This is a genomic window from Rikenella microfusus DSM 15922 (assembly GCF_000427365.1).
GTDB lineage: Bacteria > Bacteroidota > Bacteroidia > Bacteroidales > Rikenellaceae > Rikenella > Rikenella microfusus.
The window spans coordinates 806,670-823,291 of sequence record NZ_KE386488.1 but is presented as its reverse complement, the minus strand read 5'-3'; the positions used below and the strand labels follow the sequence as shown (position 1 = coordinate 823,291).

Below are 16,622 nucleotides of genomic sequence, written 5' to 3'. Positions count from 1 at the left end.
AACCGGATGCCGGCTCCCTGAGAGATGTGCCGGAGCTGTCGCACGGAGGGAAAAATACCCGTGTATCGGAAAAAACGCATACGCCGCCGCAGGGGCCGCCGGACAGCCGCACTGAAAGAAGGGGCACCGTTTCGAAACGGTGCCCCTTCTTTCAGTACGGCATGCGCCCGGCTCAGTAGGCCATGATCTCGTCCACGAACATCCAGGCCGGATTTCCCTTGCCGATATGCCATTCGGGCAATTCGCCGTTGCGGATATCGAACCGGATATAACGTGCCCGGACGCCATGCGGAATCGCCGTGCCGAAGTAATGAGCGCCGCTGCCCGCCGTGCGGCTGTCGGCCGTGGTAATCGCCACCGGGTTGCGGAAATCCGTCCCGTCGGTCGAGAAGTCGAAGATCGCGTCCCGCGGCAGGACGATCCACGAACCCGGTTCGTTCGCGGCATTGAAGCCCACATGGCTCAGCGAACGGACACGCCCCAGGTCGATTACTCCCGAAAGGTCGTTCCCGTTGAAGCCGACCCACTGGGGCCGTATGTAGCTGTTGCCGCCCAGGGCGTAATCCACCAGCGCGGCCGCCCCGCCGTTCGCGTACGGTTCCGACGGCGCTTTGTCCAGCGTGACTTCGGCGCCGCGCAGCACGCTTTTGTAGAAGCGGTACGCCTTGGTATCGCTCGATTCGCCGTTCGGGGCTACCGCACGCAGCCGCAGGTCGGTGTCCCGCGTCAGCAGGATACCCTGCGGTCCGGCCTCCGCCGAAGAGAGGCCGGGTTCGCTGCCGTCCGTGGTATAGACGATCCGGGTTCCCGGTTTGGCTTCGAAAAGTTTCGGATGCACGGTCGCGGTCGGCCCGAATACGTGCAGGGAATCGTCCAGGTACGGTTCGAATACGATTCCGTCCAGCATCTGTTCCGAGGTCAGCGCCAGCTCCTGCGGAATCGCCGCTGAGGGCCGGTCTCCCGCCGCCGTGCCGAATTCCCGGTTCGGCGTGTCGCCCATGTGCAGAACCAGTTTGCCGCCACGCGCGATCATGTCGTGAGTGATGTACGATTTCGTATAGGGTTTCCCGTCGTATTCGGCCGACTGAATATAGATAGACTTGCCGTCCGCCGCCAGTCCTTCGGCCTCGATCGTGAAAGACCTGCCTCCGGGCAGGCGGAGCGTCGTTTTCCGGAACGTCGGCGTGCCCAGCACATAGATGCCCGAAGCGGGCGTCACGGGGTAGAAACCCATCGCGCTCAGTACGTACCAGGCCGACATCTGGCCGCAGTCTTCGTTTCCGCACAGGCCGTCGCGCGAGGCGGTGTACATCGTGCGTTTGATTTCGGCGACCCGCTCCTGCGTGCGCCACGGAGCGCCTGTATATGAATAGAGGTAGGCCACCTGGTGGGACGGTTCGTTGCCGTGCGCATACTGGCCGATCAGTCCCGACACGTCGGGCGAGTGGTCGGCGGTAGCGGAGGGAGCTTCGAACATGGCGTCGATCGCCGCGACGTAGGCGCTGTCGCCGCCCAGCATCGCGATATGCGTGTTCACGTCCTGCGGTACGAAGAAACGGTAGTGCCAGGCGTTCCCTTCGGTGAAGTCGCCCTGGCCGAGGATGGAGATTTCGGCCGGATCGAACGGATCCGCGAATTGTCCGGTGGAGCTGCGTCCTTTGAAAAATCCGTCCGCCGGGTCGAAATGGTTCTTGTAATACTGCGCCCGCCGGATAAAGGCACGGTATAAGCTGTCGTTGCCCATCCGTTTGGCCGTCTGTGCGATGCACCAGTCGTCGAAGGCGTATTCCACCGCCTTGGACACCGAATTGTTCTCCTTGTCCGAGGGCAGGTATCCCAGCCGGCGATAGTGCGGCAACCCGCCGTACCCGTCCTGCATGGCGCTGTGCACCATCGCTTCGAGGGCCAACGCCTCCAGCGAATCGGGTACCTGCCCCTTGAGGAGCGCGTCGGCGATGATCGGCACCGCGTGGTAACCGATCATGCAGTTGTTCTCGTTCATATGCAGGTCCCAGACCGGAAGCCGTCCGGCCTGCTCGTAATAGCGGAGCATCGACCGCACGACGGCGGCGTTCGTCTCCGGCTGAACGAGCGTCAGCAGCGGGTGCAGCGCCCGGAACGTATCCCACGTGGAGAACAGGGTGTAATTCGGCTGGGCGTCGGCCCCCGCCGGGGCGTGCGTTTTACCGTCTGCGCCGCGGTAGCGGCCGTCTGTGTCCGAAAAAAGGTACGGGGCGGTGAAAGCGTGATAGAGAGCCGTATAGAAAACTTTTTTGTCTTCATCGCTGCCGCCCGACACTTCGATCTTGCCCAATTCGCGGTTCCAGCTCTCCCAGGCTTCGTCCGCCAACCCGTCGAAGCTGCGTCCCGACGCTTCGGCGGCCAGATTGGCCGCCGCCCCTTCGGCGCTGACGGCCGAAATGCCCACCCGCACTTCGATCTCTTTGGAATGCCCGTCCGGGAAGAGCGCCAGCACGACCTTTTCGCCGGAGGCGGAATCGACCTGTGCGAGGTCCGTCCCGTCGATGCGTGCCCGGATCTCCCGGATCGGTTCCGAAAATTCGGCCCGGAACCAGATCGTGTGGTCGGCGGCCCATCCTTTCGAACGCCGCCAGCCTTCGACCGTGCGGTCGTCCACCCGCCGGAACGCTGCGCTGTGGACGTTATCCTGGATGCCGTGCCGCAGGTCGATGATAACATGCTGGTTGGTCGTGCTGCCGTAGGTATAACGGTGTACGCCCGTGTGCGGGGTGGCGGTCAGTTCGGCCCGCACGCGGGGGTCTTCCAGATAGACGCTGTAATAACCCGCCCCGGCCTTTTCGCTTTTGTGGCTGAAGCGCGACCGGTAGCCCGTGCCGGGATCGGCCTTGCTGCCGGGGTCGAACCGGACGGGGCCGGTGGCCGGCATCAACAGGATGTCGCCCAGGTCGGCGCCGCCGGTGCCGCTCAGGTGGGTATGCGAAAAACCGATGATGCTGGTATCGCTGGTGTGGTAGCCGGAACACCAGTCCCATCCCTCCCTGTCGGTGTCGGGCGACAGCTGCACCAGTCCGAAAGGTGTCGTGGCGCCGGGAAAGGTGTGCCCGTGGGCATCGGTTCCGATGAACGGATCGACGTACTGCGCGGGGTCGGAAAAACGGTCGCAGGCGGAGAAGAAAACGGCCGAAAGGGCTGTCAGCAAGAGCTTTTTCATACGGTTCTGGTCAGTTCGGACAAATATATCGATTTTATCCCTATTTTTATAGTTCCGGTGTCTGCCATATCGGGTCTGCCCGGTCGTGACGCAGGCGGAAACAGCTGACAATCTTCAGATGGATAAAGTAGTCTGACCACACTTCGGCATGCCGAACCTGTTCGACGGCAGTTTCCCTCTGCCGGCTTCGCGTCGCCGCCTGATCGAGTATGGCGAACCCGGGCAAAAGACCCGAAAGGTCCGGCGCGAGCCGAACAATACCGGTGAAAACTGTCGGTATCGGATGAAAACGACCTCCCCGCTTTCCGCATAACGGAAAGCGGGGAGGTCGTCGTATGGTCGTCCCGATCGGAATTACGCTTTCAACGTTTCGATCAGCTGCGGCATCATCGTCCAGATGCTGTTCTCGGTCTGCGCGGTGAAAAAGTTGCCGTCGATCACCGATTTTTCATCCGTAGCCGCTCCCTCCCGGATGGCCGGTTTGGCCAGCGGATGGACGGCCAGCCGTTTGCCGGCCGCGATTCCTGCGAAATCGAACATCATCGCGGCCGCGCAGTGCCCGATCATCAGCTTGCCCTTTTCACCGAACGTCCGGAGCACCTCCATCAGATCGACATTCCACGGCTCCGAAGCGTGCTGCTGGAACACCGGTACCGCGTCGCCGCACGAGAAGACCAACGCATCGTACTCGTCCTCATGCCCTTTCAGTTCTGCGATCGTACCGTTCACCGTCAGGCCCATGCCCGAATTGGTGCCGATCTCTTTCGTTCCGGCCACTGCATAAACCGTGTAAGGAATCTTGTTTTCGTAAAAAGCCTCCAGATACTGGAACAACCCCATCCCGTTCACCGGGTTCACCGCCAACACGGCCACTTTCTTTGCCATAATCGTATTTTTTTGAGTGAAACGATAGTTCCCGATCGTAAGTCGGTTACTTTTGTGTTGTAAAGATAAACCGCCGGATCCGGAAAAACAAGAACGGACGCCGGGGTAACAGACTTACACAGAGGTAACTTTTATTGATACAGAACGGTATGGAAACCCCACGAAAAAGGCGGAATTTTCCCGCCTCGGCCGATTGTCCGATCCGGAATGTCCTGGCCCGGCTGGGCGAAAAGTGGCCGATGCTGGTGCTGGTGACGCTCCACGCGAACGGCACGATGCGTTTCGGCGAAATCCGGACAGCCATCGGCGACATCTCGCAGCGCATGCTGACCGTAACGCTCCGCACGCTCGTCGAAGACGGGCTGGTCGGGCGGACGGCCTATCCGGAGGTGCCGCCCCGCGTCGAATACCGCCTGACGCCGACCGGCCTCAGCCTGATGCCCCACATCGACTCTCTGGTCGGTTGGGCGACGGAACATCTGTCGGCCATACAGGCCGGACGGGACGCCGGACGTGGTGGAAAATAAAGAATGAAAACTTATCTTTGCAATGTTTCACTAACCCAAGCAGGAAATCTATCGAAACCATGTTCAGACACACTCTTTACGGTGCCTTCGGCATCGCTTTGCTGGCAGGGGCTTCCACCGGATGCACCCCCTCTTCGGACACGGGGCGCGACCTGGCCCGTTATGTCGATCCCACCATCGGTTCCGCCGGCCACGGCCATGTTTTCGTCGGCGCCAACGTCCCCTTCGGGGGCGTACAGCTCGGCCCGACCAACATCACCGAAGGCTGGGACTGGTGTTCCGGTTATCATGCGAGCGACACCACGGTGATCGGATTCGCCCACACCCACCTGAGCGGCACGGGGATCGGAGACAAAGGGGATATTCTTCTGATGCCGCTGACCGGAGCCGTGCCCATGCCCGTCAAGGCGCAGACCTACCTTTCGACCTATTCGCACGCGAACGAAAACGCGCAGGCCGGTTATTACAGGACGCATCTGGACCGTTACGGGGTCGATGCCGAACTGACGGCCACGCCCCGGACCGGTTTCCACCGTTACACGTTTCCGGCCACCGATTCGGCCCGCGTACTGATCAACCTGTTCGACGGTATCGGCTGGGATGCGGCCAAAGAGCTGAGAATGGTGGCCGTGAACGATTCGACCGTGGAGGGGTACCGTCTTTCGAAAGGCTGGGCGCCGGACGACAGGGTCTATTTCGTGGCCGAGTTTTCCCGTCCGTTCAAAAGCCTGACCGTTTATGCGGATACGACCCTCGTTCCGGCGGCGAACGGCAAACCGGAGCAGACGGCCGTCATGCCCCATTCGTACGGGATTCTCGATTTCGGGCCGATGCCTGAAGGTGGTCGGATCGAAGCGCGCGTGGGCATATCGGGCGTCAGCGTGTCGGGGGCCAAAGTGAACCTGGTCACGGAAGCCGAAGGACGTTCGTTCGATGAGACCCGCGCGGCGGCGCGGCAAGCATGGAACGACCTGTTGGGCCATATGAGCGTCGAAACCGACGACACGGCCCGCTTGCGGACTTTCTATACGGCCGTTTACCACGCCTCGTTCTTCCCGGCGATCTTCAACGACGTGACGGGCCAGTACCGCGGCGCGGACGGCTTCCTGTACGAAGACACTACCGATACCTATACGATCTTCTCCCTGTGGGATACCTATCGTTCGGCGAACCCGCTGTACACCATTACGGCTCCGGAACGCGTGGGCGATTTCGTGAACACGTTCATCCGCATTTTCGAACAGCAGGGCAAAGTACCCGTATGGCACCTGGCCGGAAACGAAACAGACTGCATGGTCGGTTTCGGTTCGGTGCAGGTCATCGCGGACGCCATCCTGAAAGGAATACCGGGCTTCGATGTGGAGAAGGCCTATCACGCGATCGTCTCGTATGCGAAACTGGACGAACGCGGACTGAAACAAATACGCGAAAAAGGCTACATTCCCGCCGACGGGGAGTGGGAATCGGTGGCCAAGGCGCTGGAGTACTGCATCAGCGACTGGAGCATCGCCCAGGTCGCCAAAAAACTGGGCAAACAGGAAGATTACGAATATTTCATCGAACGGTCGAAAAATTACCGGCACTATTTCGACACGACGGACCGATTCATGAAAGGCAAACTGGCCGACGGCAGCTGGCGGACGCCGTTCAATCCGGATTACTCGACCCATCGCGGCGACGACTTCTGCGAGGGTAATGCCTGGCAGTACACCTGGATGGTACCGCACGACTTCGAAGGACTGTTCGCGCTGTTCCCCAGCCCGGAGGCTGCCGAGGCCAAGCTGGACAGCACGTTCACCGTGCCTTACGACGGAGGTCCGAACGCTTCGCCGGACATTTCGGGCCTGATCGGGCAGTACGCGCAGGGCAACGAGCCGAACCATTCGACGATCTACGCTTACGCCTACCTGGGCAAGCAGTGGAAAACCGCGAAACTGGCGCGGCAGATCATGGACGAGTTCTTTACGGACGCACCGGACGGCCTGTGCGGTAACGAAGACGCCGGCCAAATGTCTGCCTGGTACGTGTTCAACGCTTTGGGCTTCTATCCGGCGAATCCGGCGAACGGGGCTTTCGTTCTGGGCAGTCCGGTATTCGATAAAGTGACGTTCCCGGTATCGGGCGGCAAGACGTTCACGGTGATCGCCGAGAACAACGGCCCGCAGAACATTTACATCCAGTCGGCGTCCCTGAACGGGAAGCCGTATACGAAAGCGTACATCACGTATCGCGACATCATGGACGGCGGCGAGCTGAAGCTGGTGATGGGGCCGCAGCCGAACGAAGCGTTCGGCGCCGCGCCGGAAGACCGGCCGCGTTCGGTTATGGAATAATCAAGGTATCCGTGCATAAACGACGGGCGGCCCCTTGTGCAAGGGGCCGCCTGTCCGTTTATGCAGAACCTGACGGCAGCGTCAGAAACGTTTGATACCCATGATCTCGCGTACTTCGGCCACTGTTTTCGCCGCGCTTTCCCGGGCTTTTTCGGCTCCCATGCGGGCCACTTCGGACAGGTAGGCTTCGTCGGCCTGTATCTCGAAAATCCGTTCGCGGATCGGAGCTACCATAGCGATGATATCTTCGGCCAGCTGTTTCTTGAGGTCGCCGTAACGGATCGAACAATCGGCGTATTTGTCCCGGTAATATCGTACCGTATCGGGCGACGAAACGATTTCCAGCAGGGTGAAAATATTGCGGATTACTTCCGGCATCTCCGAGTTCGGCTCCGTGGGGCCGCTGTCCGTCACCGCTTTCATCACCTTTTTCCGGATATCTTTATCGCTGTCGATCAGATAGATCCCGTTTCCCTCGCTTTTCCCCATTTTGCCGCTGCCGTCCAGTCCCGGCACTTTCACCAGGTCGGCTCCAAAGTTGTACGGTTCCGGTTCGGGAAAATATTCGACGCCGTATTTGGTGTTGAACCGGCGGGCGAACTTGCGGGTCATTTCGAGATGCTGCTCCTGGTCTTTTCCCACCGGCACTTTGTCGGCCTTGTGGATCAGGATGTCGGCCGCCATCAGGGTCGGGTAGGTGAGCAGACCGGCATTGACGTTGTCGGAGTGTTTGCGCATCTTCTCCTTGAACGATGCGGTACGTTCCAGCTCGCCGACGTAGGCGTGCATATTGAGCAGCAGGTACAGTTCGGCCACCTGCGGCTGGTCGCTCTGGATGAATATGGCCGATTTTTCGGGGTCGAGGCCCGCGGCGAGATATTCGGCCAGGATGTCGCGCACGTTGCCGTGCAGCGCTGTCGGGTCGGGATGGGTCGTGAGGGAGTGGTAATCCGCGATGAAGAAAAAACAATTCGCTGCGTCCTGCATTTTGATGAAGTTGCGCAGGGCGCCGAAGTAGTTCCCCAAATGCAGATTGCCGGTCGAGCGGATGCCGCTGACTACAGTTTCCATATATGTATTCGTATTGATTGGATTTTTGTTGCTGCTGTCGTTGTTGTCCGTGCCGGATTTGGTCGGGAGAATGTCTCCCGGCCACCGCACGGTCAGAAAGTCTCCGCCCCAGCGGTCGCGGAGCTGTCCCCCTGCGGAGGCTGCGGCCTTACTATTTAATTGTACTTTTAATTTGCAAATTCAAGGCCGGAGCCAGCGTGGACTGCTTGCAGGCCTACGCCGGGGGGTGGCTCCGGCCTGACTAAGGGAGAACATTGTAATAAACCGTACGGTTAAATAGCCGGGGCATGTTTTGCGACCTTTAGGTCGCGCGGGCCGGACGCCTCCCCACGGGAGGCCCGGTGCCGCTGGGCACTCCAGCCGGGCTGTAACTACCCGGGCCTCCCAAGCACCCGGCCCGAATGAAAAATAACCCTACGGTTATTTACCCAGGGTCGTAGCCTGCGGAGAACGAGATAATTACAGTGCTGTTCGAGTGCCGATCGGCACCGGGCCTCCGCGGGGCGAGGCTGCGGCCCGCAAAGACCGGAAGCCGCAAAGCAATGTCCCCCCCCATTTAACTATACGGGGTTTCCGGACTGCCCCTATGCGGTTCTCAGAACCGGCACCGGCCCGCCCCGGAACATACCGTCGCATTACAACGTAATTTCCACCCCGCGGTAGAAATCCAGAATCTTCATCTTGAAGATATACTCGTACCTCGCCTGCAACATCAGCGACTGCGCCGCCAACAGGTTATTCTTCGCCACATTGTAATCCACCGCCGTGGCCGCCCCCGCGTTGAACTTTTGTTCCGTATTGCGGAACGATTCCGCATTGGACACCACGCTGCTCCGCGCCGAACGGTAACGTTCCAGGGCGCCCGAAGCGTCCGTCCAGGCCTGTTGTATCTCCTTATACAGCTGATCTTCCGCCAACTTTACCGCCAAATCGGCATTGCGCAGCGCGATTTTGGTTTTACGGACACTGTTCCGTGCGGTCAGCCCCCCGAAAATCGGAACCGACATGCTGAACTGCAACGCCGACGAAGCATTGTCGCCCAACTGGTCGAAAAACGGGTAATTCGTATAGTACGGTTTACCGTCCGGTCCCAACTGCGGCCGCTGGCGGGCGTCCGACCAGCTGCTGCCGTAGCTCGCGCCGAAGCTCAGCGAAGGGTAATACCGTGCCCGGGCCAACGAAACATCCTGTTCGGCCATCCTGCGCTGCCATTTGGTCACCTCGATCCGGGGCATCTCCAGAGCCACGCCGTAAATTTCCCCCACGCTGCGCAGATCGTGGCCGTCCATGGCCGCAGCCAGCGCAGCGCTGTCCGGCACCTCCACGTCGAAACCGGGAACATCGCGCAATTCCAGCAGCTGGGTCAGCGTAAGCAGCGCATTGACCCGCTGGTTTTCGTAATTGACCAGATTATACCGTTCCGAAGCGAGCTGCGCCTCCAGTTCCAACCGGTCGCCGATCGGCAGCGACCCGGCCTCGACCAGTCGGGAGGTACGCTCGATCTGGCTTTCGAGGGTTTCGATCTGCACCTTCGACACGGCCACCTGTTCTTTGTTATAGAGCACCTGCAAATAGGCTCCGGCTACCGACACCGCGATTTCGTCCTTGATCCGCTCCACGTCCTGCACCGAAGCCATCAGGCTGAATTCCGCGCGGCGCAGGTTGTGCAGTTTCTGCATACCGGCGAATACGGTAGTACTCAGCGACAGGCTGCCGCTGGCATTCTGTACGGTCTGCCCCGACACGTAATTGTATGTGGTGGGGTCGAGCGACCGGCCGAAAGAGACGTTGTAACCCAGTCCGGCATTCAGATCGGGCAGGTAGTCGAGTTTGCTCTGAGCGTTCTCAACGCGGGCCGTTTCGACCGTATTGAGTCCCTGCCGGACTTGCAGGTTATGTTCCACGGCATGGCGGATGCAGCGCTCGATATCCCAGACTTCGCCCCCTCCGGCCGTGCGGCAGGCGGCGGACGACAACAGGATGAAACAAGCGGAAAGGATGCGAACTTTCATGAAGCGACGAATAGGAACCGGCAAGATACGAAATTTATTCGGTTTACCTGTATGCATGCCGGGTCGGACATAGCCGGAGACGGTACTCGTACAGGAGCGGGCATCCCCCTTACTGCAACCGCAGGCCTCCTACTCTGTCCTCGAAAGTCGATACCGGCAGTTTGTGCGGCCCCGCGCCGCACAGGTTGGCCCGCATGAAAGGCTGCCAGCCATAACGGATACGAGGCGGTTGTTCATCCACCCCCTGCCGAAGCGTATCCGACGCAGTGATAATCACCTGCGTACCCTTGATCACAGCCGTTGCCGGATGGAAAAGTCCATCCCTGCCCTCGATTTCGAACCCCCGTACCGCTTTGCCGTCCGAAGTGGCCAGCGGCTGATCGAAATCGAGCGTGACCGTATCGCGATATTGTGTCCCGCTGCCTTCGACAACCCGTGGGCTTTTAGCATCCGGGATTTTAAACTTGTATTCGTAGCTGTACTCTTTGTTCAATGCCTGCAACGCCAGCCGTTCGCCGACCGGTTTCTTGTGCCGGGGATGCACATCGGTCGAATCGCCCCAATCGGAGCTTACGACCATCCCGACGTTATCCCACCCGTAGAGTTTTCTCTCCAACCGCCGCTGGCTGTCGCGGAAGCAGGGCCAACTCGGCCGGTTCAGAGAGGATAACTGTACGAAATAAAACGGTAATTTCAGACCCGGAAAATTCCGATCGAACGCCTCGCGGAAACTCCGCACTACAGCCGGGAAAATTCGCTCGTGCAGCTCCGCATTATGCGCGTTGCTCTCGCCCTGGTACCAGATCACTCCTTCAATATCGTAGCCTGCCGCCAGCGGCGCGATGCGGCTTTCATACAGATAAGCCGGCTCGAAAAAGTGGCGCTGCAACGGATTACGCACCCCGTCCAGATTGCCGTTTATCACGCTCCGCACCCAATCCTGCGCCATTTCGTTGTTCCGCCAGTCGTACAACACATCCACCAGTACCGGATCGTCCTCCAATACGCGCCGTGCGACGAAAGCCTCTGCCGGAGCGCCTCCCAAAGAGGTCTCGATCAGTCCGACCGGCACCTCTGGCCCCAGCGAATCGGCCAGCATCTGCCCGAAAAACCAGGCCACCGCCGAGAAACTTTCCATCGCCGCCGTATCGCTGCCCGGCACCCAGCCCTGCGGGTTGCGTATATAATCCAGCCGGTTCAGCCGCGCCAGCTCCGTACTGTCCAGTTTTCCGCGTTCGTCGGCGAAAGTCGGATTCGCCCGGAACAGGCGGATATTGGCATTCGGCTTCGCTTCACGCCGCTCCGCCGAACTGACCACCGGCCACGACATGTTCGACTGTCCGCTGGCCATCCACACTTCGCCCACGGCCACGTTCCGATAAGTGGCGATGGTATCCTGGGTCGAAACGGTCAGCACCGCCGAAAGCAGCGCCTGTTCGAGCGGCAGATGCACCTCCCACCGACCGTCCGCCCCCGCTGTCGCCGTGTCCTGAGCATAGATCGTCCCCGTCTTCATTCGCCGCGATTTCAACACTTTAGCCGCTCCGTTGGAGAGCGTCACCCTAACGGTTCGTCCCGCATTCGCAACTCCCCCTATCCGGGTCATGTGCCCGCGTTGCAAGACCATATTGTCGGTATAGACCGGCGACATCCGCAATTTGCCATAATCCCCCGTGATAGCGCTGTAAATACGCTCGGCGAGCAGCCGCGCCCCTTCGGCATTGGGGTGCACGGCATCCGGCAGCAACTCCGGCCGGTCTTTGAGTACCGATTCGAGGTCGATCAGTCCTGTGCGCTGCGACTGCGCCACCCGTTCGATAGCGTCCTGTATCTGGTGGTGCCAGTCGCGCGTGCCGGCCTTGAACCGCCGGTGGCGGTGCGCGATCGGGGTCATGCGGCAGACATAGATTTCCACCGAGGGGTTGGCCCGGCGGAAACTCTCGATCAGCGCCGCATAATCCGGAATGAACTCGTCCCGGTAGTTCGGCCAGTTGCGCGGGTCGGTATCGTTGATGCCCAGGTGGATCACCGCGATGTCGGGCCGGAAAGCGACTGCCTCGGCGTACTCTTTCGTCTTCGTATACGGATTGTGCCCCTTGTTCAACAGCGTGGCACCGCTGTGACCGAAGTTGCGCACGTCGTATCCGTCGCCGAGCAGGCGCCCCAGCACGGCCGGATAGCAATTTTTCTCACGGTCCTCGACCAGCAGGCCGTAGGTGATGCTGTTACCCACGCAGGCCACCCGCACCGGGGTCGGTTTCGTCTCCGGTTCGCGGGCGCTCCATGCGGCGGGCATCGCGATCGCCGCGCAGAGCAGAAAAAGGAGTTTTTTCATCGAATGTCCGATTTGATCGCCCTAAAGATAATGAAATCTCCGCTCGCCGTGTTACTGTCCGAGCAAGCCGGCCGCCGCCCGTCCCGCCGGCCAGCGTTTGCCGTATTGCAGCCCTTTCCAGACCAGCCAGGGCAGAACCATTCCTGCCAAAGTGCTCAGCGGAATGCCGATCCACGGGCTGAAATGCCCGTAATCGTAAAGCAACACCCGCAGGGCCGACTGAGGGAACCAGGAGAACAGGAAAATCGCGTAGGTCGCGCCGTCCAACGGGGCGAAAAAGCGGAACCCGGCCCGCAGACAGGCATGTCCCAGCGACAGGGCGAACAGGATGCCGCATACCGCCGTCAGGGACGCGAACAGCGGATTCAGGTGCCCGTAACCCGTCACGGTCAGGAAAACCGACGTCGCACCCCAACCGATCGTCGGCCACGGGGCGCCTAACTGCAAATTCCGGTCGATGTCGCCCTGCCGGGTGCAATAGACGATACCGAGAACGAAAAAGAATGCGAATTTGACCACGCCGCCCAGATTCAGCCACGTCACGCCCGCCAGCGGGTTGAAGACTGCTGCCGCCAGCGCGACGAGGAGCCATACCCAAAGCGGCACGCGGCCGCCGAACCGAAATCTCCCCAACAGCTTGGCGAACAACACCGTGCCGGTCAGCAGAATAAAAATCGTCGGCAGGAACCAGTAATAGACGATGACGTTTTTCGAGGGTACGAGCAACATCTCGGCATAGGCTTCCCACGACAGCTCGACGGGTTTCACGGCCCACCGGCTGAGCCACACTTTGGGCAGGAATACCAACGTGCTTATGACGAAATAAGGCACCAGCAGCCGCCGGACTTTCTTATCGAGGAATCCTCCGCGGCCGCCGAACCGGATTCCGGCCAGCGGACAGGTTCCGGGCGCAGCGGCCGGGGCGGTATAACGCAGCAGATAACCGGAAAGAAAGACCCAGAGCGGCATGTGGAAACTGTATATCCACCGGTACAGGAGACCGTCGTGACCGTCGGTGGGAAAGGCGTGCCCGGCGGCTACCAACAGAATGCCGAACGCCTGAAGAAAACTGACATAGGGATTGCGCATAAGCCGTTTCCGAAAATGTGCCCCTGCAAAATTAATCTTTACTACGACAATCCGTACGCTCTCTCTGAATACGCTCGCTTTCGCCGGATGACGCGGCCTTTCACCGGGAACGGTACCGGACTGACGAGAATAAAACGTATGGTCCATATTACGGCCGGAGCCATACGTACTTATCGTAGGGTTTATTGCAATGTTCTCCCTTAGTCAGGCCGGAGCCACCCCCGGCGTAGGCCTGCAAGCAGTCCACGCTGGCTCCGGCCTTGAACTTGCAAATTAAAAAGTACGGTTATTTCTACGGTCGGACGCCCGGGAGGCCCGCAATTCGTCGCTTTACGCGCCGAAAGTTGCGACCGCTCCCGGCGTCCGACCCGAATGAAGAATAGCCGTACGGTTAATTGTCCGCGCAGCGGTCAAGCCGGAACCACCCCCGGCGAACCGACGTAGTAGCCGAGAGCCATCGGGCTCGCACGAATGGCCGAGGCACAAGGAGGGAAACGAGCGAAGCGAAGTTAACGGCTGCAACTCGCAAAACTCGTTTGGCCCTCGCTGGCTCCGGGCGACAACATATAAATTAACCCTACGTTTTTTCTGAAGTCGCAGCCAGCGGAGAGTCGCCACTCCGGCGATATGTCCGGAATTACAGCCGGTTCCGACGGATACCCGAACGCCGGCAAACCGATACCGGTTCCGCAGCCTCCGCCGGCAGCGCCCCCATGCCGAACATATACCGCACGGACACATATGCCGAAAGATACCGGATCGGTCCGTATGTCCGGCCCCGTATTTTCACTACCTTTGGCGCAAAACCGGAACTGCCATGCGAAAATTTCTCTTGTCCGTATGCGGCCTGTTTCTGATCTGCGCAGCCCGGGCGCAAGGGGTCGAAATATCCGTCCGCAACGACGCGGACGAAGCGCTTTCCTATGCCTGTCTCTATGTCAATGGCAAAGCGGTCGCCGTTACCGACTCGCTCGGTACGGGAACGATCCCGGCGGCACGGCTCGCCATCGGAGACACCCTCGCCGTCACCTATGTCGGCGCCGAACCGCAGCGGGCCGTTTATAACGAAGCCATGAGGCGAAAGGGCGTCTGGAAAGTATGCCTGACCGAGAAATACCGTACCCTGACCGCCGACGAGATTACCGTCCGGGCCGACATCGAACAACTGTTCCGCCAAAGCATCCGAAAATTCCGGCTGCTCCATTCCCCCCACACCGTGACGGCCCGGTTCGCCGTGAAATACGACGGCAAATCGGCCGAAGGCCGGGCGACAGCCACTCACCTGCCCGGCGACTCTTCGGAAACGACCTACCTGGACCGCGGCATATACTGGTACCACATGCCTCTGAAAATCCATCCCTTCTCGGACACGGCGTCCATCCCTTCCGTCCGTCTCCACGACTGGCTGCATATGGGATTCCATACTCCCGCCCTGGCCCTCGGCATCGTGGAGCGCGGCAGCCGTTATGTCCCGGGGATCCGATACGGATACCTCGGCAAACGGGACGACTGCCGGATTTTCCGGATCAGTTATCCGGAAATCCGGACACAGACGGGTCGTTACGCCGTGCAGTTTATCGTGTGGGTCGGTATCGACGACAAACGCATCCGGCGGATCGAGACCCGCACGGTCTATCCCGACGATCGCGGAAGCTGGCTGGAGACCCGTTCCGCCTACTCCCTCTCGCCGATCAACGCCCGCACGCTGGTTTTCGACCGCCTGGAAGCCGTCACCCCCGAAGGCGCCGTTACGCTGAGCGAACCGGAGTATGCCAGCGATCGGTCGGAAAAACGTTCCCGCAAAAGAGACAAATAACATGACGCGAAAAAGACGGATCAATATCGTCACCCTCGGGTGCGCCAAAAACATCGTCGATTCCGAACACCTCGCCGGGCAGCTCGGCCCGAACTGGGAAGTGGAGTACGACAACGACTCGACCGACGCCAAAATCGTGGTCGTCAATACCTGCGGTTTTATCGGAGACGCCAAGCAGGAATCCATCGACACCATCCTGCGTTTCGCCGCCGCCCGCGAAGCCGGCGACATCGACCACCTGTTCGTGATGGGCTGTCTCAGCGAACGCTACCGCGACGAACTGCGCGAAGAGATTCCCGAAGTGGACGAATTTTTCGGCGTAAACAACCTGAAAGACATTCTCCGTACCGTCGGCGAACGTTACCGCGACGAACTCAGGGGCGAACGCAGGCTCACCACGCCGAAACACTACGCTTACCTGAAAATATCCGAAGGATGCAACTGGGGATGCGGCTACTGCGCCATCCCGCTGATCCGCGGCCGGCATGTCTCGGTACCGTTCGAGGAGCTGCTCGCGGAAGCCGAGGCCCTGGCCGCCAAAGGGGTCAGGGAGCTGATCGTCATCGCGCAGGACACCACCTATTACGGCCTCGACCTGTACGGTAAACGCCGGTTGGGAGAACTGCTGAGGGCGCTGTGCCGAATCGACGGCATCGAGTGGGTGCGGCTCCACTACGCCTATCCGGCCCACTTCCCGCTGGACGTGATCGAAGCGATGCGCGACGAACCGAAAATCTGCAAATACCTCGACATCCCGCTCCAGCACATCAGCGACCGGATGCTGCGCTCCATGCGCCGCGGCCTCGGCAAAGCCGAAACCGTACGGCTGGTGGAGGAGTTGCGTCGCCAGATCCCCGATATCGCCCTGCGGACGACCCTTCTAGTCGGCTATCCGGGCGAAACGGAGCAGGATTTCCGCGAGCTGCTCGACTTCGTGACGGAAGCCCGGTTCGACCGCCTCGGCGTATTCCCTTATTCCGAAGAGGAGGGTACCTACTCTGCCTCGGAACTCACGGACGATGTGCCGCCGCAGGTCAAGGAAGAACGGGCGGAAGCCGTTATGGAACTCCAGCGCGACATCGCCCGGACTGCCAACGAGCGGCTGGTAGGCACTGTTCAGAAAATTATCGTCGACCGGCGCGAAGGGGATTTCTGGGTGGGACGTACCCAGTACGATTCGCCCGAAGTCGATCAGGAGGTACTGGTTCCCGCCGGGACAGCCCTGCGTGCCGGGACATTTCTCACCGTGCGCATCGTCTCGGCCGACGATTACGACCTGCGGGGCGAACCCGTCTGAGCGGACGGGAAATCGAGCAAAATTTGCAAATCCCGCAGGAAACCGTTAGCTTTGTGGTACAGAT

10 protein-coding genes are annotated in these 16,622 nt (G+C 60.2%); 4 read left to right on the top strand and 6 right to left on the bottom strand.

The features are described 5' to 3' along the window. Positions 1–172: 172 nt before the first annotated feature. Both RIKMI_RS0104625 and RIKMI_RS0104615 read right to left on the bottom strand, forming a co-directional pair. A complete protein-coding gene (locus RIKMI_RS0104625) occupies positions 173–3,193 on the bottom strand; it encodes a GH92 family glycosyl hydrolase (RefSeq protein ID WP_027290637.1) in 3,021 nt (1,006 codons plus the stop codon). 354 nt (positions 3,194–3,547) lie between these two features. Then, positions 3,548–4,078: a DJ-1/PfpI family protein gene (locus RIKMI_RS0104615; protein ID WP_027290636.1), complete on the bottom strand. Its 531-nt coding sequence runs from the start codon at positions 4,076–4,078 to the stop codon at positions 3,548–3,550. A 149-nt stretch (positions 4,079–4,227) separates the two neighbouring features. On the opposite strand from RIKMI_RS0104615, the gene RIKMI_RS0104610 reads away from it, so the two are divergent. Both RIKMI_RS0104610 and RIKMI_RS13045 read left to right on the top strand, forming a co-directional pair. Next, complete coding sequence (locus tag RIKMI_RS0104610; RefSeq protein ID WP_037291507.1) at positions 4,228–4,605, top strand: winged helix-turn-helix transcriptional regulator; 378 nt, start codon at positions 4,228–4,230, stop codon at positions 4,603–4,605. A gap of 59 nt (positions 4,606–4,664) precedes the next feature. Next, on the top strand, positions 4,665–6,938 hold the full coding sequence (locus RIKMI_RS13045; RefSeq protein ID WP_037291505.1) for a GH92 family glycosyl hydrolase: 2,274 nt from the start codon (positions 4,665–4,667) through the stop codon (positions 6,936–6,938). 81 nt (positions 6,939–7,019) lie between these two features. On the opposite strand, the gene trpS is transcribed toward RIKMI_RS13045, so the two are convergent. The 4 genes from trpS to RIKMI_RS0104585 all read right to left on the bottom strand — a co-directional run bounded on the left by trpS (position 7,020) and on the right by RIKMI_RS0104585 (position 13,445). Then, a complete protein-coding gene (trpS, locus tag RIKMI_RS0104600) occupies positions 7,020–8,009 on the bottom strand; it encodes a tryptophan--tRNA ligase (protein WP_027290634.1) in 990 nt (329 codons plus the stop codon). Positions 8,010–8,644: 635 nt separating this feature from the next. After that, positions 8,645–10,021, bottom strand: a complete 1,377-nt coding sequence (locus tag RIKMI_RS0104595; RefSeq protein ID WP_027290633.1) for a TolC family protein — start codon at positions 10,019–10,021, stop codon at positions 8,645–8,647. Positions 10,022–10,130: 109 nt separating this feature from the next. Then, positions 10,131–12,356 (bottom strand): GDSL-type esterase/lipase family protein, encoded by a 2,226-nt coding sequence (locus RIKMI_RS0104590; protein WP_027290632.1) that lies wholly within the window; start codon positions 12,354–12,356, stop codon positions 10,131–10,133. Between the two features lie 51 nt (positions 12,357–12,407). Further along, on the bottom strand, positions 12,408–13,445 hold the full coding sequence (locus RIKMI_RS0104585) for an acyltransferase family protein (RefSeq protein WP_027290631.1): 1,038 nt from the start codon (positions 13,443–13,445) through the stop codon (positions 12,408–12,410). Positions 13,446–14,262: 817 nt separating this feature from the next. On the opposite strand from RIKMI_RS0104585, the gene RIKMI_RS0104575 reads away from it, so the two are divergent. Next, complete coding sequence (locus RIKMI_RS0104575) at positions 14,263–15,261, top strand: hypothetical protein (RefSeq protein ID WP_027290630.1); 999 nt, start codon at positions 14,263–14,265, stop codon at positions 15,259–15,261. Between the two features lies 1 nt (position 15,262). Then, positions 15,263–16,558 (top strand): 30S ribosomal protein S12 methylthiotransferase RimO, encoded by a 1,296-nt coding sequence (rimO, locus tag RIKMI_RS0104570; protein WP_027290629.1) that lies wholly within the window; start codon positions 15,263–15,265, stop codon positions 16,556–16,558. The last annotated feature ends 64 nt before the right edge of the window (positions 16,559–16,622 follow it).

Bases quoted from the DNA above. Each gene is read 5' to 3' on its own strand.
- RIKMI_RS0104610 (WP_037291507.1), top strand. From the start codon at position 4,228: ATGGAAACCCCACGAAAAAGGCGGAATTTTCCCGCCTCGGCCGATTGT.
- RIKMI_RS13045 (WP_037291505.1), top strand. From the start codon at position 4,665: ATGTTCAGACACACTCTTTACGGTGCCTTCGGCATCGCTTTGCTGGCA.
- RIKMI_RS0104585 (WP_027290631.1), bottom strand. From the start codon at position 13,445: ATGCGCAATCCCTATGTCAGTTTTCTTCAGGCGTTCGGCATTCTGTTG.
- RIKMI_RS0104595 (WP_027290633.1), bottom strand. From the start codon at position 10,021: ATGAAAGTTCGCATCCTTTCCGCTTGTTTCATCCTGTTGTCGTCCGCC.
- RIKMI_RS0104625 (WP_027290637.1), bottom strand. From the start codon at position 3,193: ATGAAAAAGCTCTTGCTGACAGCCCTTTCGGCCGTTTTCTTCTCCGCC.
- RIKMI_RS0104615 (WP_027290636.1), bottom strand. From the start codon at position 4,078: ATGGCAAAGAAAGTGGCCGTGTTGGCGGTGAACCCGGTGAACGGGATG.
- rimO (WP_027290629.1), top strand. From the start codon at position 15,263: ATGACGCGAAAAAGACGGATCAATATCGTCACCCTCGGGTGCGCCAAA.
- trpS (WP_027290634.1), bottom strand. From the start codon at position 8,009: ATGGAAACTGTAGTCAGCGGCATCCGCTCGACCGGCAATCTGCATTTG.
- RIKMI_RS0104575 (WP_027290630.1), top strand. From the start codon at position 14,263: ATGCGAAAATTTCTCTTGTCCGTATGCGGCCTGTTTCTGATCTGCGCA.
- RIKMI_RS0104590 (WP_027290632.1), bottom strand. From the start codon at position 12,356: ATGAAAAAACTCCTTTTTCTGCTCTGCGCGGCGATCGCGATGCCCGCC.